This window comes from Bacillus sp. FF-1, from assembly GCF_028548245.1.
GTDB lineage: Bacteria > Bacillota > Bacilli > Bacillales > Bacillaceae_G > Bacillus_A > Bacillus_A paranthracis.
Window position 1 is genome coordinate 690,804 of sequence record NZ_JAQQGG010000003.1, and the last position, 25,411, is coordinate 716,214.

The 25,411-nt window shown below is 36.4% G+C and carries 32 protein-coding genes and 1 other annotated feature; of the genes, 12 read left to right on the forward strand and 20 right to left on the reverse strand.

Annotated elements, in window-relative coordinates; translation table 11 throughout:
* Nucleotides 1-56: 56 nt before the first annotated feature.
* The 6 genes from tyrS to acsA form a co-directional block, all read right to left on the reverse strand.
* The gene (gene tyrS, locus PQF83_RS14060) at nucleotides 57-1,313 is read right to left on the reverse strand and encodes a tyrosine--tRNA ligase (protein WP_000512096.1); all 1,257 of its coding nucleotides are present in this window, start codon (nucleotides 1,311-1,313) and stop codon (nucleotides 57-59) included.
* Nucleotides 1,314-1,383: 70 nt separating this feature from the next.
* Nucleotides 1,384-1,612: a binding site (T-box leader), on the reverse strand.
* A gap of 77 nt (nucleotides 1,613-1,689) precedes the next feature.
* On the reverse strand, nucleotides 1,690-1,935 hold the full coding sequence (locus PQF83_RS14065) for a hypothetical protein (RefSeq protein WP_001293776.1): 246 nt from the start codon (nucleotides 1,933-1,935) through the stop codon (nucleotides 1,690-1,692).
* Nucleotides 1,916-2,461 carry an RNA polymerase sigma factor gene (locus PQF83_RS14070; RefSeq protein ID WP_000057192.1) on the reverse strand — a complete coding sequence of 182 codons (546 nt, stop codon included), beginning with the start codon at nucleotides 2,459-2,461 and terminating at the stop codon, nucleotides 1,916-1,918. The genes PQF83_RS14065 and PQF83_RS14070 overlap by 20 nt, the downstream gene beginning before the upstream one ends.
* Entirely contained in the window at nucleotides 2,442-2,897 is a 456-nt protein-coding gene (locus PQF83_RS14075) for a hypothetical protein (protein ID WP_000066454.1), read from the reverse strand. The genes PQF83_RS14070 and PQF83_RS14075 overlap by 20 nt, the downstream gene beginning before the upstream one ends.
* Before the next feature lie 93 nt (nucleotides 2,898-2,990).
* On the reverse strand, nucleotides 2,991-3,539 hold the full coding sequence (locus PQF83_RS14080; protein WP_000701361.1) for a GNAT family N-acetyltransferase: 549 nt from the start codon (nucleotides 3,537-3,539) through the stop codon (nucleotides 2,991-2,993).
* Between the two features lie 67 nt (nucleotides 3,540-3,606).
* On the reverse strand, nucleotides 3,607-5,325 hold the full coding sequence (gene acsA / locus PQF83_RS14085; protein WP_000862052.1) for an acetate--CoA ligase: 1,719 nt from the start codon (nucleotides 5,323-5,325) through the stop codon (nucleotides 3,607-3,609).
* 176 nt (nucleotides 5,326-5,501) lie between these two features.
* On the opposite strand from acsA, the gene acuA reads away from it, so the two are divergent.
* The 4 genes from acuA (at nucleotide 5,502) to PQF83_RS14105 (ending at nucleotide 9,007) form a co-directional block, all read left to right on the forward strand.
* Nucleotides 5,502-6,134 (forward strand): acetoin utilization protein acetyltransferase AcuA, encoded by a 633-nt coding sequence (gene acuA / locus PQF83_RS14090; protein WP_000581400.1) that lies wholly within the window; start codon nucleotides 5,502-5,504, stop codon nucleotides 6,132-6,134.
* Nucleotides 6,135-6,151: 17 nt separating this feature from the next.
* The gene (locus PQF83_RS14095) at nucleotides 6,152-6,796 is read left to right on the forward strand and encodes an acetoin utilization AcuB family protein (RefSeq protein WP_000634568.1); all 645 of its coding nucleotides are present in this window, start codon (nucleotides 6,152-6,154) and stop codon (nucleotides 6,794-6,796) included.
* Nucleotides 6,793-7,959 carry an acetoin utilization protein AcuC gene (gene acuC / locus PQF83_RS14100; RefSeq protein WP_000092793.1) on the forward strand — a complete coding sequence of 389 codons (1,167 nt, stop codon included), beginning with the start codon at nucleotides 6,793-6,795 and terminating at the stop codon, nucleotides 7,957-7,959. The genes PQF83_RS14095 and acuC overlap by 4 nt, the downstream gene beginning before the upstream one ends.
* A gap of 172 nt (nucleotides 7,960-8,131) precedes the next feature.
* Nucleotides 8,132-9,007, forward strand: a complete 876-nt coding sequence (locus tag PQF83_RS14105) for an alpha/beta fold hydrolase (protein WP_002163503.1) — start codon at nucleotides 8,132-8,134, stop codon at nucleotides 9,005-9,007.
* A gap of 51 nt (nucleotides 9,008-9,058) precedes the next feature.
* On the opposite strand, the gene PQF83_RS14110 is transcribed toward PQF83_RS14105, so the two are convergent.
* The 3 genes from PQF83_RS14110 to PQF83_RS14120 all read right to left on the reverse strand — a co-directional run bounded on the left by PQF83_RS14110 (nucleotide 9,059) and on the right by PQF83_RS14120 (nucleotide 11,595).
* On the reverse strand, nucleotides 9,059-9,331 hold the full coding sequence (locus PQF83_RS14110; protein ID WP_000502322.1) for a hypothetical protein: 273 nt from the start codon (nucleotides 9,329-9,331) through the stop codon (nucleotides 9,059-9,061).
* Nucleotides 9,332-9,449: 118 nt separating this feature from the next.
* Nucleotides 9,450-10,139 (reverse strand): response regulator transcription factor, encoded by a 690-nt coding sequence (locus PQF83_RS14115; protein WP_001993852.1) that lies wholly within the window; start codon nucleotides 10,137-10,139, stop codon nucleotides 9,450-9,452.
* 1 nt (nucleotide 10,140) lies between these two features.
* Nucleotides 10,141-11,595, reverse strand: a complete 1,455-nt coding sequence (locus PQF83_RS14120) for a sensor histidine kinase (RefSeq protein ID WP_000023850.1) — start codon at nucleotides 11,593-11,595, stop codon at nucleotides 10,141-10,143.
* Nucleotides 11,596-11,744: 149 nt separating this feature from the next.
* Between PQF83_RS14120 and PQF83_RS14125 the strand changes: the two genes are divergently transcribed.
* The 4 genes from PQF83_RS14125 (at nucleotide 11,745) to mscL (ending at nucleotide 15,876) form a co-directional block, all read left to right on the forward strand.
* Nucleotides 11,745-12,425 carry an ankyrin repeat domain-containing protein gene (locus PQF83_RS14125; RefSeq protein ID WP_000475164.1) on the forward strand — a complete coding sequence of 227 codons (681 nt, stop codon included), beginning with the start codon at nucleotides 11,745-11,747 and terminating at the stop codon, nucleotides 12,423-12,425.
* Nucleotides 12,426-13,134: 709 nt separating this feature from the next.
* A complete protein-coding gene (locus tag PQF83_RS14130) occupies nucleotides 13,135-14,265 on the forward strand; it encodes an RNA-guided endonuclease InsQ/TnpB family protein (protein WP_000599329.1) in 1,131 nt (376 codons plus the stop codon).
* Between the two features lie 154 nt (nucleotides 14,266-14,419).
* Nucleotides 14,420-15,346, forward strand: coding sequence for a Gfo/Idh/MocA family protein (locus tag PQF83_RS14135; protein WP_000743066.1), 927 nt, complete (start codon nucleotides 14,420-14,422; stop codon nucleotides 15,344-15,346).
* A gap of 128 nt (nucleotides 15,347-15,474) precedes the next feature.
* Complete coding sequence (gene mscL / locus PQF83_RS14140) at nucleotides 15,475-15,876, forward strand: large-conductance mechanosensitive channel protein MscL (protein WP_000267020.1); 402 nt, start codon at nucleotides 15,475-15,477, stop codon at nucleotides 15,874-15,876.
* A 49-nt stretch (nucleotides 15,877-15,925) separates the two neighbouring features.
* On the opposite strand, the gene PQF83_RS14145 is transcribed toward mscL, so the two are convergent.
* A complete protein-coding gene (locus PQF83_RS14145) occupies nucleotides 15,926-16,198 on the reverse strand; it encodes a DUF3917 domain-containing protein (RefSeq protein WP_000636594.1) in 273 nt (90 codons plus the stop codon).
* 150 nt (nucleotides 16,199-16,348) lie between these two features.
* Between PQF83_RS14145 and dhp61 the strand changes: the two genes are divergently transcribed.
* From dhp61 to PQF83_RS14160, 3 genes are all read left to right on the forward strand, one after another.
* Nucleotides 16,349-16,645, forward strand: coding sequence for a protein Dhp61 (gene dhp61 / locus PQF83_RS14150; protein WP_000389135.1), 297 nt, complete (start codon nucleotides 16,349-16,351; stop codon nucleotides 16,643-16,645).
* 81 nt (nucleotides 16,646-16,726) lie between these two features.
* Nucleotides 16,727-16,963, forward strand: coding sequence for a DUF3949 domain-containing protein (locus tag PQF83_RS14155; RefSeq protein WP_000637881.1), 237 nt, complete (start codon nucleotides 16,727-16,729; stop codon nucleotides 16,961-16,963).
* Nucleotide 16,964: 1 nt separating this feature from the next.
* A complete protein-coding gene (locus PQF83_RS14160) occupies nucleotides 16,965-17,327 on the forward strand; it encodes a DUF4288 domain-containing protein (RefSeq protein ID WP_033671966.1) in 363 nt (120 codons plus the stop codon).
* Between the two features lie 35 nt (nucleotides 17,328-17,362).
* Here PQF83_RS14160 and ccpA read toward each other — a convergent pair whose 3' ends face one another.
* The 4 genes from ccpA to PQF83_RS14180 all read right to left on the reverse strand — a co-directional run bounded on the left by ccpA (nucleotide 17,363) and on the right by PQF83_RS14180 (nucleotide 20,886).
* Nucleotides 17,363-18,361 (reverse strand): catabolite control protein A, encoded by a 999-nt coding sequence (gene ccpA / locus PQF83_RS14165; RefSeq protein ID WP_001103296.1) that lies wholly within the window; start codon nucleotides 18,359-18,361, stop codon nucleotides 17,363-17,365.
* 552 nt (nucleotides 18,362-18,913) lie between these two features.
* Nucleotides 18,914-19,930: a CamS family sex pheromone protein gene (locus PQF83_RS14170; protein ID WP_000738019.1), complete on the reverse strand. Its 1,017-nt coding sequence runs from the start codon at nucleotides 19,928-19,930 to the stop codon at nucleotides 18,914-18,916.
* Between the two features lie 117 nt (nucleotides 19,931-20,047).
* Nucleotides 20,048-20,374, reverse strand: a complete 327-nt coding sequence (gene ytxJ / locus PQF83_RS14175; protein WP_001057466.1) for a bacillithiol system redox-active protein YtxJ — start codon at nucleotides 20,372-20,374, stop codon at nucleotides 20,048-20,050.
* Nucleotides 20,374-20,886: a DUF948 domain-containing protein gene (locus PQF83_RS14180; protein WP_001197726.1), complete on the reverse strand. Its 513-nt coding sequence runs from the start codon at nucleotides 20,884-20,886 to the stop codon at nucleotides 20,374-20,376. Before PQF83_RS14180 ends, ytxJ begins: the two co-directional genes overlap by 1 nt.
* Before the next feature lie 187 nt (nucleotides 20,887-21,073).
* Here PQF83_RS14180 and PQF83_RS14185 point away from each other — a divergent pair, with 187 nt between their 5' ends.
* The gene (locus tag PQF83_RS14185; protein WP_000654722.1) at nucleotides 21,074-22,189 is read left to right on the forward strand and encodes an aminopeptidase; all 1,116 of its coding nucleotides are present in this window, start codon (nucleotides 21,074-21,076) and stop codon (nucleotides 22,187-22,189) included.
* A gap of 45 nt (nucleotides 22,190-22,234) precedes the next feature.
* On the opposite strand, the gene PQF83_RS14190 is transcribed toward PQF83_RS14185, so the two are convergent.
* The 6 genes from PQF83_RS14190 to PQF83_RS14215 form a co-directional block, all read right to left on the reverse strand.
* The gene (locus PQF83_RS14190) at nucleotides 22,235-22,417 is read right to left on the reverse strand and encodes a hypothetical protein (protein WP_000878351.1); all 183 of its coding nucleotides are present in this window, start codon (nucleotides 22,415-22,417) and stop codon (nucleotides 22,235-22,237) included.
* On the reverse strand, nucleotides 22,414-22,818 hold the full coding sequence (locus tag PQF83_RS14195) for a PH domain-containing protein (protein WP_001010634.1): 405 nt from the start codon (nucleotides 22,816-22,818) through the stop codon (nucleotides 22,414-22,416). The genes PQF83_RS14190 and PQF83_RS14195 overlap by 4 nt, the downstream gene beginning before the upstream one ends.
* 77 nt (nucleotides 22,819-22,895) lie before the next feature.
* Entirely contained in the window at nucleotides 22,896-23,387 is a 492-nt protein-coding gene (locus PQF83_RS14200) for a GNAT family N-acetyltransferase (RefSeq protein ID WP_001003092.1), read from the reverse strand.
* Nucleotides 23,384-23,932, reverse strand: coding sequence for a GNAT family N-acetyltransferase (locus PQF83_RS14205; protein WP_000494673.1), 549 nt, complete (start codon nucleotides 23,930-23,932; stop codon nucleotides 23,384-23,386). Before PQF83_RS14205 ends, PQF83_RS14200 begins: the two co-directional genes overlap by 4 nt.
* Before the next feature lie 57 nt (nucleotides 23,933-23,989).
* Nucleotides 23,990-24,895, reverse strand: a complete 906-nt coding sequence (locus PQF83_RS14210) for a DMT family transporter (RefSeq protein WP_000792462.1) — start codon at nucleotides 24,893-24,895, stop codon at nucleotides 23,990-23,992.
* Nucleotides 24,885-25,298, reverse strand: a complete 414-nt coding sequence (locus PQF83_RS14215; protein WP_000276595.1) for a MerR family transcriptional regulator — start codon at nucleotides 25,296-25,298, stop codon at nucleotides 24,885-24,887. The genes PQF83_RS14210 and PQF83_RS14215 overlap by 11 nt, the downstream gene beginning before the upstream one ends.
* Nucleotides 25,299-25,411 lie beyond the last annotated feature (113 nt).

The following is a 25,411-nucleotide window of genomic DNA, read 5'->3' on the forward strand; positions in this document are numbered from 1 at the left end:
ATCATAAACTTTTCAGCCTACAATTCGGGGTACTATTTGTTTATATTCGTTTCGGATTAGTAACGAATTAAGAAATATTTCTTTTTACCGCGGCGAATGATTGTGAATTTACCTTCGATGCGGTCTTTTTCTGTTACAACGTAGTCTAATGCTTGTGTACGCTCACCGTTTACGTAGATTGCGCCGTTCGTTACATCTTCACGCGCTTGACGTTTTGATGGAGAGATTTTGCTTTCTACAAGTAAGTCGATTAATACTGTATCTTCTGCAGTGCGTTCTACAGATGGTACGTCTTTGAATCCTTGCTCGATTTCGCTTGCAGTCAATTCTGCTACAGAACCGCTGAATAATGCAGCTGAAATTTTAATCGCTTGTTCTAATGCTTCTTCGCCGTGAACAAGTTTTGTCATTTCTGCACCTAATGCTTTTTGTGCTGCACGTTTTTCTGGTGCTTCAGCTACTTGCTTTTCAAGCTCAAGAATTTCTTCATGAGATAAGAATGTAAAGTATTTTAAGTATTTAACAACATCACGGTCATCTGTGTTAATCCAGAATTGGTAGAACTCGTAAGGGGTTGTTTTCTCTGGGTCTAACCAAATTGCGCCGCCTTCTGTTTTACCAAACTTCGTACCGTCAGATTTAGTAACAAGTGGAATTGTTAAACCGAATGCTTTCGCATCTTCTTCTGATTTACGGATTAATTCAAGACCAGCTGTAATGTTACCCCATTGGTCACTACCACCGATTTGTAAGCGGCAATTATGGTGTTGGTATAAGTTTAAGAAGTCGTATGATTGTAAAATCATGTAACTAAACTCAGTAAATGAAATACCAGTCTCTAAACGAGATGCTACTGTATCTTTTGCTAGCATATAGTTTAAACCGAAGTTTTTACCGATATCACGTAAGAATGAAATGACATCTAAGTTACCAAGCCAATCATAGTTGTTAGCCATTGTTGCTGGGTTTTCCACGTTTTCGAACTCTAAGAAGTTTGAAAGTTGGTTTTTAATGCTTTCTGTGTAGTAAGCAACTGTATCTTTCGTATTTAATGTACGCTCTGCTTTTTTACCACTTGGATCACCGATCATACCAGTACCACCGCCAACAAGTGCGATTGGTTGGTGACCAGCTAATTGGAAACGACGTAACATTAATACTGGTAACATATGACCGATGTGTAAGCTATCCGCTGTCGGGTCGAAACCACAGTATAATTTAACGCTTTCTTTTTCTAATAATTGCTCAAGGCCCTCAGCGTCTGTTTGCTGATTAATTAGACCGCGAAATTCAAGATCTTGTAAAATACCCATATCCTACATACTCTCCTTTAAGTTCATTACTGGCGTGAAGGTTAAAAACATAAAAAAATCGCCCCTTCAAATAAGGGACGATTTTGATTATCGCGTTACCACCCTAGTTGCAGACCAAAAAAGCCTACCACCTTATTTACATAACGGCTTAGCACCGTCTCTTCCCTTTTGAATACAATTCAATCGAAAAAAGATGCTCCAGGGGCGTAATTCGCGATCATCTATGTGCTGATTTTCACCGGCCATCAGCTCTCTAAAACAGGGAAATGATCACTACTTCTCCCTTTCCACGCTCAATTATTCATATACTTTTCTTTATACCATCATTTATATAGGCGTGTCAAATAGAGGTCAGGTTTCCCTCCTTGCCAATCCTTTACAGCGTCATAAAGAGTATCGTAATAAGAGAAAGAATTGGAACCCCAACTAATAACGATACGTGAAACACAACTGATAAATCATTCCCAATTGTCGCCTCCACAGGATCTTTCGCCGGGGAACCAAGAAACCCGATTAATCGATCGAATCGACTTACCGTTTTTGGAAAGTCCGGTACTTCTATATGGTCACTATCTAAATGCTGTTTTAATTTATATTCACTCTTAAAGGGATTTTCGCTCAATTTCGTCCACCTCCAGCAATTGTTTCAATTTCTTTATCCCGTTATGAAGTCTCGACTTCACCGTTCCGACTGGAATATCTAATACCTCTGCAATTTCTTTTTGCTGCATATCATGATAATAAGACAGGATTAGGACCGCTCTTTGCTCTTCTGGAACTTTCAAAATTGCTTCTCTTACTGTGAGCCGATCTTCGTGAGAAAATTCTTTTTCCTGAATCGGCACTAAAAACGGCAAAAGCGTACGCCACTTTTTTCTCCTATTTAATTTATTAATCATAAGACGATAACCAATTTGAAATAAATACGTTTTTATTTTTCCCTTTTCAGGTTCATACATATGTTTCTTACGCTCTAGCGTCAAAAACGTATCTTGGACAAGGTCGATACTCAATTGTTCATCTCGGTTAAATCGATATAAAAATGTGTATAGCGCAGGTTTGATTAAAACGTATAGTTTTTCCCCAGCCTGCTTATCTCCACTTTGATACGCAAGCATAAGTTCCTCCTCAATCCCAATCTGCGCCATGATTTTTGATCTCCTTTATTCCTTTTAACGTTAATGAAATACGGGAAATTAAATAGCCACTTGCGACAATAATCCATACTTGTGATTGATTCGTAAAAAATTGAACGTACGGGTTTTGAATTGTCTCGCCGGTTGAAACTAAAATATTTAATGCTTGCACACATATACATGCATACACTGCCAGGCAAGCCGAAATCGTATCAAATACATTCCAGCGAAAATATACTTTTGTTTTCGTAAAATCAATTTTATATCCATTTTTTCTTACTATATGTTTTCTATCAAATGGAATAATGATTGAAAACATAACAATCATCATAACTCCAGCTGTAATCATTGATACTTTAAATCCGATTGGCATCGGTAATAGCAAACCACAAGAAAATACGACTATAACTCCAATTAAAGCAAAAGTAAGAAGTAATTTATTAGACATAAAAAAGCCTCCCTCATCTATTCTTTCATAAATGTATACAGACGAGGAAGGCACTTCGTTCAAATATTATTTTATTTTTTCAGCCATAACCTTTTATCCAAACCAGTCCTCTCTAAATAGTACATAATGGTTTTCCAAAAATAGTTCATTGTATTTAGGGAATAAGCGTTTCACTTGATTCTCTAATTTAAAGCCTATTTGTTCCATAGACCTGCATGAATTGATATTATTATCCCAAGCCTGCGCACGGATCTCATCCACATCTAAAGTTAAAAATAAGTAATTATATATTAAATTCCTTGCTTCTCGATTGACACCTGTACGCCAAAACTTACGTGCAATCCGCTGAGCCTCTGCACTCACAATTAACTTTTTATTTTCATCCACCGTTGGCACAGAGATCCAATATGTCCCTACCATTTCCTTTGTGTGTTTCGTTATAATTGACCAAGCTATAATATCTTTTAAATTTTTATAAGTATGTAACAAGTCCTTAATTTCATTACTATCTTTTGGAGTCACATTCCCTGTCCAATGGTGCATATCTGGATCTTTCATTACCTCATACCACTGTCTGTAATCCTTTTCCGGTTCCACAGAACGTAAGCATACTATGTTTCCTTCTAAAACAGGTATCTTCATCTACATTCCCCCTTTATTATTTACAAAAAGAAAGGTCTGAACGTTGTTTCGTTCAGACCTTTCTCTCTTAATCTTCCATCGTTGATAAGTCACCTGTTGGTAAGTTTAACTCCCACGCTTTTAATACGCGGCGCATAATTTTACCGCTTCTCGTTTTCGGTAATTTATCTCTAAATTCAATTTGTCTTGGCGCTGCATGAGCTGCTAGACCTTTTTTTACAAATTGACGAATTTCTTCTTTTAATTCTTCAGATGGTTCGTACCCTGCACGAAGCGCGATAAATGCTTTAATGATTTCGCCGCGCACCGGATCAGGAATACCAATTACACCAGCTTCTGCAACAGCAGCATGCTCGATTAATTTGCTTTCTACTTCAAACGGACCAACGCGCTCACCTGACGTCATAATTACATCGTCAATACGTCCTTGGAACCAGAAGTATCCATCCTCGTCCATATAGGCAGAATCACCTGATACGTACCAATCGCCCGGCATAAAGTAAGATTCATACTTTTGCTTGTTATTCCAAATTCCACGCATCATAGCTGGCCAACCTTTGCCAATTGCTAAGTTACCCATTGTGTATGGAGGCACTTCATTTCCTTCATTATCAACAATCGCTGCTTTTACACCTGGAATTGGTTTCCCCATTGAACCTGGACGGATTTCCATACAAGGGTAATTACAAATAACTTGTCCACCTGTTTCTGTCATCCACCACGTATCATGAATACGAAGTCCAAATGCGTTCATACCCCAGCGAATTACTTCTGGATTTAACGGTTCACCAACGCTTAACACGTGGCGCACTTGTGATAAATCATATTTTTTAATTGCATCTTGTCCAGCACCCATTAACATGCGAAATGCTGTTGGTGCGCTATACCAAACTGTTACACCGTAATCTTGCAGCGCTTCATACCAAGCTTCTGGACTAAATCGTCCGCCTAAAATAACATTTGATGCTCCGACTAACCACGGCGCGAAAATACCGTAAGCAGTTCCCGTTACCCAGCCTGGGTCAGCTGTGCACCAATATACATCGTCTTCTTTTAAATCTAATACCCACTTCGCCGTTTGATAGTGCTGAACCATTGCGTTTTGTGCATGAAGCACACCTTTTGGCTTACCAGTAGAACCAGACGTGTAATGTAGAATCAAACCGTCTTCACGGCCTAACCATTCAATATGTAATTCTTTTGAAGCTTGTTCGAATAAAGGATTGAATGCTACCGTTTTACCGCCTTCTTCTACATTATCTCCAACAAGAAAGACTGTTTTTAAAGCAGGTAAATCATTTAATGGTACACGCTCTAACAATTCAGGTGTTGTAATTAACACTTTTGCTTCGCTATCTTCTAAACGATCGCGAACTGCGCCTTCCATAAATGCTTCAAATAGCGGACCAACAATTGCTCCCAACTTCACTGCACCAAGAAGTGCGAAATATAACTCTGGGGAACGCGGCATAAAAATAAAAACGCGATCGCCTTTTTCTACATCGCCATAATTTTTTAGGACATTTCCTGCTTTATTAGAAAAATCCTTCATTTCCTTAAATGTATACTTCTCTTTTCGAGATCCATCTTGATAATAAAGGGCTACTTTATTCTTCCGATCGGATTTCGCATGCTTATCAATTGCCTCATACGCCATATTCACTCGGCCTGTTTCATTCCAAGTAAAGTTTTTATTAACCTCTTCCCAGTTAAAATTCGCGTATGCCTCATCATAATTCGGCAAATTATTTTCTCCTTTAATGACAGGAAGCGTTTCTACTTTCATACTTTACATCCCCCTCCTATGTATTCTATTATCTATTATAATAACATTATTTAAAATTTTCAGTATATTTGTTGATTTTTAGACAAATTTTTAATGACAAATTTCGATTCACATCGCATATATTATAAAGTACGATATGAATAGATTCACAAACCCTCAAGGTGGTGAGCAATACATTGATCCATAAAAAAATATATAATGCTAGAAACTTAAAAACAGCGAAAGGCACTTTAATTATTGAAGGGCCTGTCTCTACACATAACTTAGAAATGTATGAATTTCATCCAGATTTAGTTGCGTTTCGTCCTGCCGAGCAGCAATATAAAGCAATTGTCGAAATTTCTAAATTGCCAGAAGCTCGTCTCATTATTGCTAGACATGACCAAACGATTGTTGGATATGTTACATACTTGTATCCTGATCCACTTGAACGATGGTCAGAAGGAAAAATGGAAAACTTAATTGAGCTTGGGGCAATTGAAGTGGTCCCAGCCTTCCGCGGGAGTTCTGTCGGAAAGAACTTACTAGAGGTTTCTATGATGGACGATTATATGGAAGATTACATTATATTGACGACTGAATATTATTGGCACTGGGATTTGAAACAAACAGGCTTAAATGTTTGGGAGTACCGAAAAGTAATGGAAAAGATGATGAATGCTGGCGGGTTACAATGGATGGCTACAGATGATCCTGAAATTTGTTCACATCCTGCTAACTGTTTAATGGTCCGCATCGGCAAACGCGTTGATACGGATTCTATTCAAGCATTTGATCGTCTACGTTTTCACAATCGTTTTATGTATTAATAAAGGGGGCAACTGGAATGATTGTAGAAGAAATTATGAATCAAGATGTGGTGACACTACACCCAAACGATACAATCGAAACAGCAATCCGAACGATACGCACGAAAGGCATTCGGCACATTCCAATTGTCGATCAAAATAATCATGTTGTAGGCATTATTTCTGATCGGGATGTAAGAGATGCAAGTCCGTCTATTTTAGATGAACAAGTTTCACTCGATATGCTGAAGCAACCGCTCGAACTGATTATGAAACATCCTGTTATGACTTGCCATCCTCTCGACTTTGTTGAGGAAATTGCTACTTTATTTTTTGAAAATAAAATTGGCTGTCTTCCTGTTACAAAGGCAGGAAAGTTAGTTGGAATTATTTCTGAATCTACTGTACTGCACACGTTAGTGAAATTAACAGGAGCACATCAACCGAGTTCACAAATTGAAATTCAAGTAAAAAATGAACCTGGCATTCTCGGAAAAGTCGTTGCTATTTTTAGTGAGTTACAAATAAATATCGTGAGCGTTCTCGTCTACCCAGCAAAAGATGAGAATGATAAAGTACTCGTTTTCCGCATTCAAACGATGAATCCGCTAAAAGTGATTGATGCACTTGAAGCAGAAGGCTACCGCGTATTATGGCCAAACATTATGGGGATGCAAGCATGAGTAGCGCGTTTATTTATTCGGATGACTTTCGGGGCTATTCATTTAGCCCTGATCATCCCTTTAACCAACTGCGCGTCACACTTACGTATGATTTATTACAAAAGGGCGGTTTCATCTCTCCTTCCCAAATCATCTCACCACGGATGGCTACAGATGAAGAGATTGCCTACATTCATACAGAGGAGTACATAAATGCGGTAAAACGTGCTGGAGAAGGTAAGTTAGAAAAATCAATTGCGTTGACATATGGACTCGGAACAGAAGATACACCGATGTTTCCAAATATGCACGAAGCAAGCGCATTACTCGTTGGCGGTACGTTAACAGCTGTCGACGCTGTTCTTTCTGGAAAAGTAAAGCACGCGCTTAATTTAGGTGGCGGCTTACATCACGGCTTCCGCGGCAAGGCATCTGGCTTTTGTATTTATAACGACAGTTCCATCGCAATGAAATATATTCAGAAGAAATACGGTTTACGCGTTTTATATATTGATACAGATGCTCATCACGGTGATGGTGTACAGTGGTCCTTTTATGACGATCCTAACGTATGCACCATTTCACTACATGAAACTGGTCGATATTTATTCCCTGGAACTGGCGCTGTAAACGAACGAGGACAAGGTAATGGCTATAGTTATTCTTTTAACGTTCCACTCGATGCTTTTACAGAAGACGAATCGTTTTTAGATTCCTATCGAACTGTCGTAAGAGAAGTGGCCGCATACTTTAAACCGGATATTATTTTAACGCAAAATGGTGCTGACGCACATTACTACGACCCACTTACACACCTTTGCGCAACGATGAGTATTTATCGTGAAATACCGAAGCTCGCTCGCGAAATCGCTAACGAATATTGCGAAGGTCGCTGGATTGCTGTAGGCGGCGGTGGCTATGACCACTGGCGCGTCGTCCCAAGAGCTTGGGCACTCATTTGGCTCGAAATGAACAACATCCAAAACATCTCAGGTTATCTCCCTCCAGAATGGATTGACGCTTGGAAAGGACAAGCAGAAACAGAACTTCCCCTCACATGGGAAGATCCAGACAACATGTATAAACCTATCCCCCGCAAACCAGAAATTGAAGAAAAGAACGCATTAACTGTAGCGAAATCCCTTGAAATTATTCGGAATAATATGAAAAAATCTTTGTACTAAACGAAAAGGAGGCTCGTTTTTGAATAGCCTCCTTTTATTTATTGTCGGTTTCTGTCGGTAAGTCGATATATTTTAATAATCGCTGATATATTCCTAGTTGCGCCGATATATTTTGATAATCGCTGATATATTTCGAGTTGCGCTGATATATTTTTATGTACTAACGGACTTTATGGGAAAAGGTCGTGATATTATGTGGAAACAACAAATGGTCAACACGAAACGTGGCACATTCGAGCTTTTTACTAAAGGCAGTGGCGAACCGCTTTGCATTACACATCACTATTCGCAATTTAATGAGACTGGTGATTACTTTGCGGATGTTTTCACTGCTACGCATCGTGTATTGCTCATTAATTTACGAGATGCTGGTAACTCAGCAAAAGCCCAGGTAGAAAACGAATTAAGTATGATTGAAACAATTCACGATTTAGAAGCGATACGAGAAGCATTACAACTTCCAATATGGCATTTCGCTGGCCACTCAACAGGTGGTATGCTTGGACTTCTATACGCAATCACATATCCAAAATCCTTACAATCACTAGTCGTCGTTGGAGCCGCAGCAAGTAACTATACTGAAACACCATTTTGTATTTATCATCCGGAAAATCCTCAGTTTCATTATATGCAACAGCTCATCGAAAATTTAAAAAGCCCTCACCTTACAAATGAGGAACGGAAAGAACTATCTACTGAGAGAACAAAATTATCATTGTTTAAACCAGAAAACTACAACTCTTATTTTTGTAAACCAATCAACAAAACAATGTCCATTAGCCGGATGAATGCTTTCGCCAATGAATATCCTTCATTTGATTTAAGAGAGTATTTACCTTCCATCCAAACAAAGACACTTATTATATGCGGAAGATATGATGTGCAGTGTCCTATTCAATATTCCATCGAGATACATGAGGATATATGCGATTCTACTTTTGTGACATTTGAGGAGAGCAACCATTATCCTTTTTTAGAAGAAACTACTCTGTTTACTTCTACCACTCAAACATTTTATAAATCATTACGCCAGTACCGTTATTATTAAAAAAAGCTCACAGCCTCTATGAGACTATGAGCTTTTTTCAAAAGAAATATTTCAACTAGTAACAATTAAAAGAAGAACACACAAAACCACTAAACCTAAATCAATAAATACTGCCTTTTTATCTCCTTCTTTTAAACTTATTAGAAAACTAGAAACTATTTTAATTGCAAAAAAGACCATCATAAACAACCCACCAAAATGATCATTTGTATAATCTTCATCATAAAACATTTGTATTGCACCAATAATTAATAAGATAAGTATAATATTAGTCCCGATTTTTAAAGCCTTGTTTGATTTATTATCTTTTAATATATCCCCCAAAATGTAGCACGTCCTCTCACACTCTCCTATGTTTTATCTCTTTTTATATTTTAACATAAATTACCTATTCTTCCCTTTTGATCACATAAAAAAACCTGCCAAAGCTTTGACAGGTTCCCTACACGTTAAAACGATAACCAGCTCCCCATACCGTTTCAATATATTGCGGGTGAGCTGGATCTCTTTCAATTTTTTCACGTAGCTTTCTAATATGAACGACAACAGTTGCTAAGTCACCAGCGGAGTCTAATCCCCAAATACGTTCAAATAGCTGTTCTTTATTTAATACTTGATTTGGGTTTGTGACAAAGAATGTTAATAAATCAAATTCCTTCGTTGTAAACGCAACTTCTTCATTGTTTATAAAAACTTTCCTCGCCCTTTGATCAATAGAGATTCCGTGAATATATAGCGTATCGCGTTGCTTACTTACATTTCCTAATAATCTTTCATAACGAGAAATATGTGCTTTTACCCTTGCGACTAATTCACTCGGGCTAAACGGTTTCGTTATATAATCATCCGCTCCTAAACCGAGCCCGCGAATTTTATCTATATCTTCTTTTTTTGCTGAAACAAGTAAAATCGGAATATCTTTTATAGCTCGAATTTGCTTACAAATTTCAAATCCATTCATTTTCGGAAGCATAATATCTAAAATAATTAAATCGTAGTCTTCTTGCAGGGCCATTTGTAAACCTGTTTCTCCTGAATGTTCGACATCAACTTGAAAATCATTAATTTCTAAATAATCTCGCTGTAATTCTGCAATGCTTACTTCATCTTCTATTAGTAAAATTCTTTTCAATTTACTCACCACATTTCTCTACTTTTTCCAATGAGAAGAAAATGCTTGTGCCTTCCCCAAGCTCGCTTTCCGCCCAAATATTCCCGCCATGTTCTTCAATAATTTGCTTCGCTATCGCTAAGCCAAGTCCACTTCCACCTGTACTAGAATTTCGTGATTTCTCTGCACGATAGAAACGTTCAAAAATATAAGGAAGTGTATCAGATTCTATACCTGATCCGTTGTCCATTACTTTCACAATCACTTTATTGTTATCACTCGATACTGTTACAGTAATTTTCTTTTCTTCTTTATCCATGTATTTCACACTATTATGAATTAAATTTGATATCACTCTATTTATCTTTTCGCAATCAGCCTTTACATAAAGTGGTGATGCATGTAATTGTAAGTTAACTTCTATACCTTCTTTACTTAAATCCATCTGCATCTCTTCTATTAATTCTTGCATAAACATATTTAATTCAACCGTTTCAAACTGAAAGGGAACTCGATTCAAATCGAGCTTTGAGAATAAAAATAACTCATCAATGAGTGTATCCATATGTCTTGCTTTCGTATGGATAGTTGTCAAATACTTATCCATTTTTTCTGGCGTATTTGCTACTCCGTCTTTTATTCCTTCTACATATCCAATAATAGATGTAATCGGTGTTTTTAAATCGTGAGAGATGTTTGAAATGAGCTCTTTTCGATTTTCTTCATACTGCGTTTGCATCTCTATCGATTCTTTTAATTTCTTCCTCATTTCCTCAAATCCTTGATTCAATTGCCCAATTTCATCGTGCGATGTAACTGGTATTTGAAAATCTAAATTTCCTTCTTTAATTTTTTCAGTCGCATCTTTCAATACAAAGATTGGTTTTATAACACTTCTTGAGACGAGGTAACTTAATAATCCAATAAGTAAAATAGCTAACAGTAAAAGTGATACGAACAAAATCGGAAATAACTTTTGTGTAAGATCTACAAATGAACTTTGCTTCTTTAATACAAATATACTCCCCTCTTCTTCCTGAGGAAAATAAAAATCAAACTTTACATATCGATAAAATGTATCGCCTAATTCCGTTGTACCACGACTATTAATATTTGCAGATTCAAATTTCGGAAGAGCTTCCTTTAAAGCCCCACTTTCAAATACTTTTGTAGCATAAGAAATGTTTTCTCCCTTTCTTACAACGATTTTCACCCCTTCTTTTTCAAGTGATGAAACGAATGATTCATCTAATAGTTGCGATTGATGTTTCTTTGCTGCCGTCTTTAACTCAATATACACATTCTCTTCTTCTGACGTAAGCGGCTTTTGAATATAGGAGCTTTTATAGAAATTTTTCACTGCTTCCAAATCACCTGTTATCGAAAAAACGATTAAAAATCCCGCGATTAATATAAGCGTAATGGAAACGAGAATGACAGCGATATAAGAAAATAAAAACCTTGTTTTAATAGACATATGTTACATCCTCACTTTATCAAACCTTGTTACTCATAAGCATAAAAATATATGTTCAAATACTCAAGCGATTTTATAGTAATTTTAGCGTCAGTTTATAAAAATTTAATGTTCTTCTTTTACAGTTGAAATGAGGAGGTTGAAATTCCATGTTCAAAAAAACAGTAAGCATGATATGTTGCGTAATTTTTTTGCAAGGTTGCTCGCAAGAACAAGAAGTTAAAAAGGAGATGATAAACATGGAGACAGCGCTACTAACAGCTACTGAGAAACAAGAAACGAATACTGTTATATCGTTACTCAAAAAAGGGGCTGACATAAATATAACAGACAATAAAGGACGCACCCCTCTTATGATTGCTACATATAAAAATGATGTAAAAACCGCAAAAGTACTTATCGAAGCTGGTGCTGACGTAAATATCCAAGATGATATGAAAAACAATCCCTTTCTATACGCCGGTGCAGAAGGTTACTTGGATATTTTAAAACTAACGATTGATGCCGGCGCAGATCCAACACTTACGAATCGTTACGGCGGAACAGCCCTTATCCCTGCCTCAGAACATGGTTATATTGATGTTATAAAAGAACTCCTCACGCGAACAAATATCGATGTAAATCATGTCAATAATCTCGGATGGACAGCTTTAATGGAAGCCATCGTACTAAGCAACGGAGATGAAACACAACAACAAGTCATCCGCCTTCTTATTGAGCACGGTGCAGATGTAAACATTCCAGATAATGATGGTGTTACTCCGCTAGAGCATGCTCGTGCTCATCACTTTAAAGAGATAGAGAAGATTTTGTTAGAAGAACATAAGTAAAACGCTAATTTTTGCTTTCCTTCCCCGCCCTATGCTACATTTAAGCCGTTATATTAATATTAATAGGGTAACTAACTGTTACGATTTATTTAACCAATTATAACGAAAGTTAATTAAATATATCAGTAAGCCCTGCTAGTCAAGTGATTGGCTAGTAGTGAGGGTTAACTGCGGGCAATCCCTAAAGCTGATTGAACTACAACGTGGCTAGAAATGGCGAGCGTGAATGTCGCGAAAGCAGAAAAAATCAATCAGATGGTGCAAGGTTAAATCCTAAACACTAGAACAATGGGTCTTCCGCCTCGAATCATCTAAGTCAAAATGGATAAGATGAACGTTCAACGACTATCTCGTATAACTGGCGAGAGTACATCACAAGCCTATGGTGATGGAAAAATCCTCTATCTCTAAGTAGATAAACATATAGTCTGCGCTCATGTGAAAACATGAGAAGTTCATAAGAGAACTGGCTAAGGAATTGCGCCCTTAGTTGAACGAGATACATTTAATTAAATCTATCAAACCGCATTGAATTTATCGAACATATGTGCTATTGTGAATTTAATGAGGTAAGAATGATAATGAAATTTTTACGAGTTAGTCAAGTATCAGAATTAACAGGTTTGCATCCGAGTAGTCTCAGGAGAATGCTGGTGGAACACGCTACGATTCAGAAGAACAAATCTTTCATTAAAGGAGTTACATTCTGATGATATTGGCGAAGAAAGTTAGACTGATTCCAACGCCTGAACAAGAAAAAGTGCTTAGAAACCATGCTGGTGCTGCAAGATTTGCTTATAACTATTGTAAAAGAATGAGTGATAGATACTATAAGCTATTTGGAAAATCTGTTTCACAGTTAGCTTTACAGAAACGATTTACAAAGATCAAGAAGCGAAAGAGGTATGAGTGGTTAAAAGAAATCAATGCACAAGTTCCCAAACAGGCTTCAAAAGATTTTGATACGGCGAGAAAACATTCGTTCAAAAAGTACAAAAATGGTTATCACACTTCTTATAAATCCAAAAAAGATGTAATCCAAGGATTTTATGCCAATTATGAAAGACTGGTTATAGGAAAGAAAGTCGTTCATATTCAGTCTATTGGAGAAGTGAAAACAAGCCAACAACTACCAAGGAATAAAAAACCATCCAATCCAAGAGTTACCTTTGATGGTCGTCACTGGTGGATTAGTGTAGGGTTCCAAGAAGACTTTGAATCACAAGAACTAACGAATGAGTCGATTGGTGTGGATGTTGGTTTAAAAGAACTTTTTGTAGCTTCTAATGGTATGAAAGAACGAAATATAAACAAAGATGCTAAGGTTAAAAAACTTTTGAAAAGGAAAAAGTCAGTGCAAAGAGATATGTCTAGGAGATTTAAAAAAGGTGTGAAAATTCAGTCTGCCGGATATGAAAAAGCGAAAGCTGAGCACCTGCGGTTATCTAGGAAAATTATGAATATCCGAAATAACCATATCCATCAAGCAACAGCTAAATTGGTGAAAACCAAACCAATGAGGATTGTTGTGGAAGACTTATCTATTTCGAACCTGTTAAAAAACAAAAAACTATCGAAGGCACTTTCCTTTCAAAAATTAAACTTCTTCTTTCAATGTTTATCATACAAGTGCGAGAAGTACGGCATTGCGTATGAAAAAGCTGATAAATGGTTCGCCTCAAGCAAGATTTGCTCATGTTGCGGCGTAAAATACGACCATTCGGTTCAACCAGAAGGACAGTGGAGTTTAAAGATTCGTGAATGGCGTTGTGCTTCATGCAATAGCTATCACGATAGGGATGTAAATGCTGCGATAAATTTATCAAGATGGGTAAAATAAATGCTTGATAATAGGAGGTAACGATACTGCCTCGTGTGGAGTGTTATACCCCTCGTCCCTTTGGGGCTGCGAGAACACGATGAAGCACTAACTTGTATAAATTTGATTAAATTGTATAGATTTAGTTAAGTTTATCGTATCGGTGGGAATACACATGAAAAAACCTAAAATTGGGATGATTGGACTTGGAAGTATTGCACAAAAAGCTTATCTTCCAACACTTACAAAAGAAACAGATTGGAATTTTGTAGGGGCGTTTACACCTAACGCAGAGAAAAGGAAACAAATTTGTCAGCAATACCGCATTCAAGAATTCCATTCTATTGAAACGTTAGCTTCAGAATGTGATGCAATCTTCGTTCATAGTTCAACTGCTACTCATTATGAAATCGTTTCTGAACTTCTGAAAAAAGGAATCGATGTTTACGTAGATAAGCCGCTAGCTGCTACAGTGGAACAGGCTGAAAAACTAGTCGAGTTGAGCGAAAAATATAACCGAAAGTTAATGGTCGGATTTAATCGCCGCTTCGTTCCTATGTATGTTGCGGCAAAAGAGCAAGCTCATCATATTTCATGGATTCGAATTGAAAAGCATCGTACAAATAAAGTCGGGCCCTATACGTACGACTTTACGATGTTAGATGATTACTTACATATTGTAGATACTGCTCGCTGGTTAGCTAACGATGAGCTTAACGTCGTTCATAATATGATGCAAATCAATGAAAAGAATGAACTTCTTTACGGACATCATACATATACAACGCCAAGTGGACTGTTACTTTCTACCGCAATGCATCGCCATGCCGGTACAAATTTAGAACAAATTGAACTTGTCACAACAGGAAAAATCATTCGCGTAAAAAACATGAACACATTTGAAGTTGAGCAAGAAAATGCAGTTTCTCAAATTGGTTCCCCATCATGGGATACGACGTTAAAACAACGTGGTTTTGAAGATGCTGTTCATCATTTCATTGAATGTGTGCAAGGAGATACAAAGCCTGTTGTAGATGGATTAGAAGGATTAAAAACGCAGCAGCTTTTGCAATCTCTGCTGAATAATGTAAACAAAAATTAAAACGGATACATTTTTCAGAATTTACTTTCATTCCCATTCCCTCTTTATTTCTCTCGAAAATTTCTATAGAATATGTTGATAGGAATTATAAATTTCATAATGAATCGTGGAAAGGATGGGATTAACACATGTGGAACGAGTTTAAGAAATTCGCGTTCAAAGGGAATGTCGTTGATTTAGCTGTCGGGGTTGTAATCGGTGCTGCATTCGGTAAAATCGTTAGTTCTTTAGTAAAAGATGTTATTACACCATTACTTGGTATGGTATTAGGTGGCGTTGACTTTACAGATTTAAAACTTACATTCGGTAAGTCATCTATTATGTACGGTAACTTCATCCAAACAATTTTTGATTTCTTAATTATTGCAGCGGCTATCTTTATGTTCGTTAAAGTGTTCAACAAACTAACATCTAGAAAAGAAGAAGAAGAAAAAGAGGAAGAAATTCCAGAACCAACAAAAGAAGAAGTTCTTCTTGGCGAAATTCGCGACTTGCTAAAACAGCAAAACTCTTCTAAAGATAGAGCATAATTGAACGGATAAAAAGGCATGTCCCAAGGGGGCATGCCTTTTCTATATGCTATAACGTTTCCGAATTCATATGAATAAATAAAATAATACCAGCAACCATAAGTACCATAATACTACTTGAAAATAGTGTAATCCCCATAAACATTAAACTTGTGCTCATATCCACTGATACACTTTCAATAAAAATAGAAATTACATACGTGATAAGGGCAATTCCTGCAAGAATACTTCCTGGAACAAATCGCTTTAAACCATTTTGTTTTAACGTCATATATGCAAAAATAGCAGTCATACAAAGCGTAATTATCCAAAGAACGATCATCTCTTCTCCCCCCTCACAAGCCTTTTCTTTCTATTATACATGACATTGCCCTATAATAGTTATTTTTACACTTATGTGACATATAACAAGGAATCATACAATCTATATAGAAGTCTTCCAGATAAGCTATAGTACTTGGGAGGGTTTCAATTGGAAGATGATATTGTAGGATACTTTAAACAAGTAGAGCGATATGATTATATTATAATTGACTTAGACAAAAAGTTTTTTTACATGGAAGTTGTACAACTAAAAACAAATATAACTTCGCTAAAAATATCACTTAACTTAGATAAAGATGAAACTATTATTGCTGGCAATGTGAAACAATATGATCCTTCTAGGTTAGAACAATTCATACAAAGCTTTAAACACACTGCACAAACATGTCTTGCACATAATTTACGAAGTCCTGAAGAACTTTTTGCATTTTGGAAAGGAAATTGACCACTAGAAACAAATGGATATTATTCGTATAATTTGATATAATTACCATATATAAATATTCTTTATAAGGGAGTGTTCATAATGATTTGGATTTCACTAATCGTATTAGCCTATTTCATCATTCTCGTCCCAATACAGTATAACTACATTAAAATACTCAAAGAAAAACAGAAGAAAATGAATATGTCACAAAACGAACTATATGACAACATGTCTTATGAAGAATCCCAAATACATTACCATTACCAAAGTAACGTATTTACAATACCTGCTTCACTTGTCGCAAGTATTATTTATAGAGTGAAACATGCAGCATAATATGTACGCTGTAAAATTATTGTTTGAATCTGTTCATTCTGGTGAGCCTGATCCTACGAAAATGGATGAGCATTATGAAGAAAATCACGATACACTTTTTGAAGAAAGTATTATTCTTGTTAAGGCACACAGTTTTGAAGAGGCCCATGCACTAGGTGAACAAATCGCTATACAGTCTGAGCATACGTACGATAATATGTACGGTGAGCAAATAACATGGACGTTTCGAAAACTGTTGCATGTATTTGAATTAGACGATACACCATTTGAAACTGGAAAAGAATTATACGCAAGATTTTTACACGTTAAGAAAAATGAAACGGTGGATACTGTAGTAAAAGCATACTATCCTGAATACGAATAAAAGCTCACAGCAATCGCTGTGAGCTTTTTTTATACTTACTTCGTTGAATCTCTAAATTGGATACGGTGAGGTAAGATAACAGTGTGATCTTCCACTTTTTCTTTGTTCATATACTTTGTTAATAGACGCATTGCTACTGCACCGATATCATACATCGGTTGTACAACTGTTGAAAGTTGTGGACGAACCATTAATGCAAGGCGTGTATTATCGAAACCAAGTACTTCTACATCAGTTGGTACATTTAATCCAGTGTCTTGTGCTGCGTGGATTACACCTAGTGCCATTTCGTCAGAAGATACGAAGATCGCTGTTGGCTTTTCATCAAGGCTCCAAAGCTTTTCGAATGCTTCGATACCTGAGTCATATGTGTAATCTCCATCGATTACAAGATTTTCATCATATGAAATACCTGCTTCTTCTAGAGCTTTTTTATAACCTTGTAATTTCTTCGCGCTTCCCGCTTTATCAATGAAAGGACCAGAGACGAAACCGATACGCTTATGTCCTTGTTCAATAAAGTGCTTCATTGCGTCGTAAGCTGCTTGTGTATAATCAATGTTTACTGATGGCGTTTCATTTTGCTCATCAAATGACGCTGCTAATACGATTGGTACTGGAGACTTTTTAAATTCTTCAATGTGAATGTCTGTAATATCTTCACCCATGAAAACAATTCCGTCCACTTGTTTTCCAAGCATCGTATTTAATAAATGGAACTCTTTCTCTTTGTTTTGGTCAGAGTTACTTAAAATGATGTTATATTTGTACATTGTTGCGATATCTTCAATTCCACGAGCAAGTTCTGCATAAAACGTATTTGAGATATCAGGAATAATAACACCTACTGTAGTTGTCTTCTTACTTGCTAATCCACGTGCTACCGCATTTGGGCGGTAGCCTAAACGATCAATTGCTTCTAATACTTTCTTTCTTGTTGTAGGCTTTACATTTGGGTTACCGTTCACAACGCGTGACACGGTAGCCATTGAAACGTTCGCTTCGCGCGCTACATCATATATTGTTACGTTCATCTCATCGCACACTCCTTCTATTTTTGCTATCTATTTTTATGTATCGGTTACTTGAATGAAAAAAAGACATCAACTCTATTTGCAGATGCCACCAATCGTCCCGAGTTCTTCCTTTTACTAATGATACGATAAAAACGCAGGGTCATACAATATTTTCCCGCAAAAGTTTCGAAAAAATTCGCTTCTTTTCTCGTATTTTCGTATTTTTCATGAAAAAAAGGGTATTTTTTGTAAAAATATAGATGTTTCATAAGTAGAAATCTTATTTTAAGCAGTACACTAGCTAGTAATTGAAATTTATATCAGCGATTTTTTGAATATATCGACTTACCAACAAAAATCGACAATGATAGGCATTTGATGCGCTGGATCTGGAAGTACTCTACAATTGGCAATAGAAGATCCCATCCCCCTGTAGAATGCGTTACATCGACAATGCAAGGGGTAAATTGAGATTAGTACAGCGGAAATATGGAGCGTATTACGTGACGCCCTGTCCCATCGTCCCCTTTCATTTACAGTAAAAAAAGACAGTTTAAACACTGTCTTTTTTTATAAGAAGGAAACAAACGGTTTATCGCTGTTTTTCTCTTTTATAACAATTGCCTCAATTTTATTCTCGGACTTTATCTGCAGTTGTACTTTTGCATCTTTCGGTAATTGGTCTAACATACTTTGAGCGGCGAGTTGAGTAAGAGCCATTAATTCTGTTTTACCGTTATATTTAATAACAATATCCATATTTAATGTATCCATTTGATTTTTCTTATAAGAAACTTTAGCATTTACTGGGATAAAGTCTCCAGGAGAAAAACCTTTCATTGCCTCAGCAAATTTATTTATTTTTTCATTATCTTCTCCATGTGCTTGTGTAAATTCATCGGAAGGATATGAATACGCTTTTTCTTCAATTGCATTCCAATTTCCAAGGTTCGTATCATTCTTTTGAACGGTAGCACTAGCAATATACGTTCCATTTTTTAAAGAACTTGTACTTTCTTGCTTAAAGATAGCAAACGTAATTGGGGATTTATTATACTTGTCATTTTTATGAATAGCTTCAATAAGTTGCTTAGCAACTTCAGTCCCCTTAGACATTGCCTCTTCATTGGATACACTTGAAGACATAGCTAACCCAATTACAACGCCAGATAAACTTAATTCATTTGAATTCTGTTTCCCGAAATAGTCTTGTTCTATAATATTTGTCAAAACGGGTGCTTCTACTTTTGCGACTAGTTCATCAACTAACTTCTCAGGAATATACTGATTTAATTGAAGCACATGGTTTTCTGTATCAAATTGCTCTTTTGCAATATTCATTAAACCATTTTCATACTCTGCTAAATCTAATTTAGAATTTGTTTTTACATTAGCTGTATTTATAACCTTTTGTTCTTTTAAAGGAATTACAGTTCTATAATAATCTTTAGAAACAGCAGTTCTCGGAATCATGCTTTTTTCTTTCGTATCTTTCTGTATAACTTCATCCTTCTTACTAATCGTATCATTACTACAAGCTCCTAGTAATAAACTTACGACTGCGAAGGATAATGCCATTTTCTTCATTACTTAAAACCTACTTTCAACAATCTAGTTATTTAGTTTGAACTATTAACAGTTTACCATTAAATATATTTCAACAAAAACAAAAAAAAGAAGCAAGCACCGTTTGCTTGCTTCTTTTTACTTAATATTCTCTTCTAAAGCATCTTTTTTTATGTTCCAATGAGACGTATTCCATACTACCATCCCATCTTTTATGTATAACACTTGCGGAGATTCATGTTTAATGCTGTACTGTTCTGCAACACGATTCGAAACATCTCTCGCATCTTGTACGTATAAGTAATACGCTGGTACCGCTCTTTCTTCACTACAATAAGCTTGAAATTCTGTATAGGCACCATGACTAATCGGGCATGTCGTACTATGTTTAAAAAGAACATAAGGCTCGTTTTTTTCTACTAGTACTTCAAGCTCTTCAATTGTTTCAAGTTTTGTCATATTCATTACGATTCACCTCTCATACGAAGTCTAGAGCGCTTTTCTTTCTTTTCAGCTTTTTTCTCGAGTCTTTCTAATTTACGTTCTTCTTTTTCAACCTTTTTCTCTTGTCTTGTCGCACGATAATGATTGTATACTTCAATTGCTGCGCTACTCCACTGTACAACTTGCGCTACTTTATCTGCATTATTTTCAATTTCATCCGTAACAGACTCTGATACATTACGAAGTTTCGTATTTAAAGAATGGATTGTCGTTCCAATTCCATCTACACCCGATACTACTTTATTTAATGATTGTGACTTCTGTTGAATGTCATCAGCTAACGCATTTGTTTTATGTAATAATTGCTCCGTCTCTACGCTAATCCCTTGCATTTGCTTTTCTAAACCTTCTAACGTGCTTGCAACGTTTTCTAACGTCTTCTGAACCGATAACAACGTTCTGCATACATACACTACTAATACAGCGAAAGCAACCGCGATAATAGCTGCACTTACATATAAAAGAACTTGCATTTCATCACTTCCTTTATCTTTTTCATACTTTCCCCTATTATACAATCATTTTCCGTTTCGTTCTAATCCCTATCTTCCCATTAGAATTTTCATACTTATTCGTTAACTTTAACATAAATGATTCAACAAATTCCACTAAGTAGGTTACAATAGGAGAGGATACATAATTAGTAGGGAGGCTTTACATATGAAAGATCCACGCATTGAAAAGTTAGCATACAATTTAATTAACTACTCTATTCGCTTACAAAAAGGCGAAAAAGTATTAATTGAAAACTTTGGCTTACAAAAAGAACTTGTAACTGCACTTGTTAAAGAAGCATATGCAGCTGGTGGTTTCCCATTCGTTTCTTTAAAAGATCATCAAGTAGATCGCTCTTTATTAATGGGTGCTACTGAAGAACATTTTGAACAAATCGCAGCCTATGAAGCAAACGTAATGAAAGATATGGACGCTTATATCGGTCTTCGCTCTGGCGATAACATTAACGAACAAGCTGACGTGCCAAGTGAAAGAATGCAAATTCACGGTCAAACAGTTGGTAAGAAAGTTCATAGAGACATTCGCGTTCCAAAAACACGCTGGGTTGTTCTTCGCTACCCAAATGCTTCTATGGCACAGCTTGCGAAAATGAGCACAGAAGCTTTCGAAGACTTCTACTTCGAAGTATGTAACTTAGACTACGGTAAAATGGATAAGGCGATGGATAGCCTTGTTACATTAATGAATAAAACAGATAAAGTGCGCCTAACTGGACCTGGAACTGACTTAACATTCTCTATTAAAGACATTCCAGCAATTAAATGCTCAGGTCATTTAAACATTCCAGACGGTGAAGTATACTCTGCACCAGTTCGTGATTCTGTTAACGGTACAGTTTCTTACAACACGCCATCTCCTTACAACGGTTATACATTTGAAAATGTACAACTTAAGTTCGAGAACGGCCAAATCGTTGAAGCAACTGCAAACGATTCAGAACGCATTAACAAAATCTTCGATACAGACGAAGGCGCACGCTACGTTGGTGAGTTCGCAATTGGCGTAAACCCATACATCTTACATCCAATGGGAGACATCCTATTCGATGAAAAAATCGATGGCAGCTTCCACTTCACTCCTGGACAAGCTTACGACGATGCATGGAACGGTAACAACTCGAACATTCACTGGGATTTAGTATGCATCCAACGCCCTGAATACGGCGGCGGCGAAATTTACTTCGACGACGTACTAATCCGTAAAGACGGACGCTTCGTTGTACCTGAATTAGAAGCTTTAAACCCAGAGAACTTAAAATAATGAAAAACGCTCGGGATTTTTTCCGAGCGTTTTTTTATCTTCACTCTATATTGAGCTACTTTTCTCACTTTTTGTTTGCTGGAAGTGAAAATAATACAAAAGCGCCACTGCAATAGTACCAATCAATATAGGAACATATAAAGGCAGATCCCATTTCATATATACTCTAGTGCAACCAACAAGTACAAATAATATTTCCAAGCAAAACAAAGGTTTTACATATTTCATTTCTTCCCTACCATTTCTATTTTCACATGTGGATTCTCTTTCTCAATAAGTGCCAAAAATTCAGTCATATGTTGCGGCATCGCAACCATATGTACTTTATATGCATTCGTCGTAATTTCAAGGTAGTTTCCAACTTGACGAACAACTCTTATATCTTTTAATACAACATCATCATTTAAAATACCGTACTTTAATACACCATCTTCTACTTTATGCTTTTTAATAAATACTTCCCAAACGAGTGGTACATTAACAAGGAAGCATAAACTCATCCCAATTAACGCTGTCATCCACTGCTCTTTATTTGCGACAATCATGACGAGTGGATACACAAACATAAAAGCTAACGTGAGACAAACGAAAATGACTACTGACTTACTTCTTTGAATCGGAAAGTTCATACACGCACCCCCTAACCTAAATTATACCACTTTTTCCATTTTAGTTCATAAAAAAAGGCCATTTCTATATGACCTTCTTAAACAATATATCTATAAAATTTCTTATCCACCTGCAACACTGGAAAACTTTTTGGCAACTCATCTATACTCACACTTTCAAAACCATTCTTTTCATAAAAGCAATGCGCCGCTAAAAATTTCACTGTCGTTCCTAAGTAAATATCCTTCAGCTTTTTATTCTCAGCCCACGAAATTGCTGTTTGGAGCAACTTATGTGATGCACCCCACTCTTTTCCCCGAAATTCTTTTTTTACGAACATTTTTCTTAACGCTACTTGATGATTCCCAATATCTAATAAAGCTACTGTTCCAACTACTTTACCATCATAAATTGCTACCCAAAAGTTGCCATGATTCCTTTGATAAAATGTTTCTATTTCAAGCAGGTCCGGCTGCTCTTCTTTCATAATGGGGACATTGTACTCTTTTTGCTGAATATGAACGATAAGATTTACTACTTCCTCTTGAAATGTACTTTCATACGGAACAATATGAATCTTCTCGTTCATCGAATCTCCTTCCACTCTGAAGCTAATAAACTATATACAGCGATATCGTGGAAGTGATCGTATAGCCATTCTTCATCTCTTAAAACACCATCTAACTTAAACCCTAAACGTTCTGGAATAGCGCGGCTTTTCACATTTTCAACACCGCATCTAATTTCCATTTTATTTAATTTTAAATTCTCAAATGCATAGTGAAGTACAGCCTTCACGCTACGCGTCATAATACCTTTCCCACCAGCATCTTCTGCAAGATAATATCCAAGACTCGCCGCTTTCTTCCCCCAGCTCACTGGATGAATACCTACCATCCCAACGAGCTTTCCTTTATAACGTATACCACTTTCAAAACCGTCTCCCTCTGCAAACTTCTTTAACCACATCGGACAAATCTCATTATAAGCATCAGCAGATTTCGTCCCATCTACCCAAGGAAGCCATCTTCTTAAATGATTACGGTTTTGATTTATTAATTGATATAGTTCCTCTTTATGATGTTTTTCTAGTAATTGTAGTTCGATTTCGTCATCTACCCGGAGTGTGAACATGTTTTTTAGCTCCCTTTTTATTTTTCTTATTATTCTAACATTTCTAAACGAAAAATGTTAAATATTCACACTTTCTTTTGATTTTATTTGTATAAAACCTGATGAACACAATACTCCCGTAATAACCAATAGCATCCCTATACATTGTGCGGGTGCTATATTTACTCCCTCTAAAAAAGAAATAATCATTGTAACTACAGGCACTAGATTAAAAAATAAAGATGTTCTCGCTGCACCAATTTGAGCAATTCCATTATTCCACCATAAGTAACCTAGCACACTCATTCCGATTGCCATAAAGAGAATCGCTCCCCATGCCAACAAAGGAATTTCTAAAACTGTTACTATACTTTTTTGTGTAGAAGATATGATCATAAAGGCAAGTGCACCAATAGTCATCGTATATGTCGTCGTTTGTATTGGATTACCAGTTTTAATAAACTTTCTGCCTAGTACACCGTATAACGCCCAGCAAATATTTCCTAATAAAATATAAAAATCCCCTTTTGAAAATGATAAATTTTGTATTGCGGTAAACGAACCTTGCGTAAGCACAAAAACAACACCAATTAGTGCAAGTAACATTCCAATACCTTGGCGCTTTACTATTTTCTCCCGTAAAATAACACTTGCTAACAGCGTCGTAACAAGCGGGTTTGTCGCCATAATAAGTGCACCATTCATAGCTTCTGTATGTTTCATTCCTAAAAAGAAAAAGAAGTTAAAACCGAATACACCAACAATGCCTAACAAAAGGTAATAGATCCTGTTTTGCCTCCATACCTCCACCTCAAAATCTTTTCGTATTTTTAACAGACATAACATCACAAATGCAGCAATCCCAAAACGCCATGCTGCTATATGAATCGCTTCGAAATACTGCACCGCATATTTCGAAGCATTAAATGTTCCACCAGTAAATATCGCAAATCCTAATAACTGCGCATATACTTTATTTTTCATTGTCGGCCTCCAAGTCTTTTCCTTCTAGAAAACCGTAATAGATTTCTAACTTCTCTTCTGTTAGCTGGACAACTTTTCGCAATTGTTCTTGCTGTTCTTTTAATCTTTCTAAATGAGTTGTTAAAATTGAAATTCTCTTTTTTACTTTCGCTGGCACTTCCTCTTTCCTCTGCCTAATTTCCTCTATAATGCATCCATCACTTGCAAACTCAGCCATCTCTTCTAATGACATTCCAGTTTGTTTTAATGAACATAAAAATTTTAATAGACGCACATCACCTTCTGTATATTGACGAATCCCGCTATTTCGCGTTGGTGGTGGTAATAATCCTAATTTCTCATAGTAACGCAAAGTATGAATACCCATCCCTGTTAATTCTGCTACTTCACCGATTTTATACATGTTCTCTCCCCCTTGTTTTTACATATTCATCTTACAACCTAGAGTTAGCTCTAGGTCAATACAGAAATAAAAACCCACTATATATGATTGATATCTAGATATGAATCGTATAT